Consider the following 1,360-nt stretch of genomic DNA (forward strand, 5'->3'; position numbering starts at 1 on the left):
GGTTGCCGCCCAAGAAGGCGGCGCCCTGCGTCTTAACGCCGGCCAAACCGACAACAGCGGCACCCTTTACGCCCACGGCCAAAGCAGCATCGACAGCAAAAGCAGCCTGAACAACTAAGCCTGAAAATTATACAGAAAATGGAAAGGTTGTGGGTTTAATATCAGATTTTGGAGCAGTAAAATTTATTATGTACACTAATCCAAAACAAAATCAAATATTGAAAACTAGATTTATTATCGAATAAATAGAAAGCCGTCTTATGTATAGTAATAAATTAATAACCCTTTTTTTTCTATTGCCTTTATTGTGCCATGCAGTTGAGTTTGATGAAACTCTATATAACGACTGTAAAGATAGACCTATGTTATGTGCTGCTAGAATTTATTCTCCCAAAGGCAATAACTATAAATCTATATGGTATGACGACAATGGCAAGTTAGCATTTATAGCCTTTACTAATCAACAAATGGAAAATCAAGGTCGCCCATCTCTAGCGATGTTTATTAGTGATGACAAAATATCTGATACCAATATTGATGAATTTTTAGCATCTTTCGATCCTGATAAATATCGAATATTTCATGATCCAAGATATAAATTTTTACCATTAGTATGTCGAACTCATTGTGATCCTTATTCTCTTTTTAATATTGATAACAAATTTAAACCTGATGAGAAAGATAAAATCTTTTTTTCAATCCCGACAGATGACATAGATTTTTATAAGAGTTTTTATTTAAATAAGGATTATATAGAAGGTATATATCCTAATTAAATGTGTTAATCTTTATTAGGTAGTGATGGTTTTGTCATGTGGCTTAGGCGCAATTGATTATGTGGTATGCCTCCGCAGATCAAAAAAACAGGGCAACCTCTAGCAATATTCAACGATTTATTCCTGCAAACTTACCTAGTATTGGAGATTCATTTAATGCCATTCCATCTTATCAATAAAAATCTAAATACCATATTTGGTTGTATGGTAATTATGTTTGGGATTTGTTTTGCATTATTGATAACAGAAGCTCAACAAGAAGGTAAATTAGGTTACAAAACGGATAATAGAGAAAGAGTGCAAAGGATATTCTCTGAAATACCGACTATGGTTGAACCATATCAAGTATCTGATAGCAATTCATTTACAAGAGGTCCTACAACTTTTGTGACTTTTTATGTTAAAGGTTCGGACTCTGAACTAGAAAAATTAGCTCTGATTGCAAACTCTAGGCATGGATAAAGATACTGCACAATGGGCAGTCCTAGCGGCCGCATTCTCGGCGCCGGCGAAACCCGCATCCGCAGCGCCCATATCGGCAACAGCGGTCAAATCGACGGCGGCCGTCTGGACATCGCCGCCCC

2 protein-coding genes are annotated in these 1,360 nt (G+C 36.5%); both read left to right on the plus strand.

The genetic code is table 11. From position 1 onward, the window contains the following. The first annotated feature begins 260 nt into the window (after positions 1–260). Entirely contained in the window at positions 261–776 is a 516-nt protein-coding gene (locus tag MB824_RS08445; protein ID WP_238748022.1) for a hypothetical protein, read from the plus strand. A gap of 66 nt (positions 777–842) precedes the next feature. Next, on the plus strand, positions 843–1,238 hold the full coding sequence (locus MB824_RS08450) for a hypothetical protein (RefSeq protein WP_143095744.1): 396 nt from the start codon (positions 843–845) through the stop codon (positions 1,236–1,238). Positions 1,239–1,360 lie beyond the last annotated feature (122 nt).

The sequence above is a fragment of the Kingella pumchi genome, assembly GCF_022288825.1.
GTDB lineage: Bacteria > Pseudomonadota > Gammaproteobacteria > Burkholderiales > Neisseriaceae > Kingella_D > Kingella_D pumchi.

What these genes read in the sequence shown, in the direction of transcription:
- MB824_RS08450 (WP_143095744.1), top strand. Translation starts at nt 843, where the DNA reads ATGCCTCCGCAGATCAAAAAAACAGGGCAACCTCTAGCAATATTCAAC.
- MB824_RS08445 (WP_238748022.1), top strand. Translation starts at nt 261, where the DNA reads ATGTATAGTAATAAATTAATAACCCTTTTTTTTCTATTGCCTTTATTG.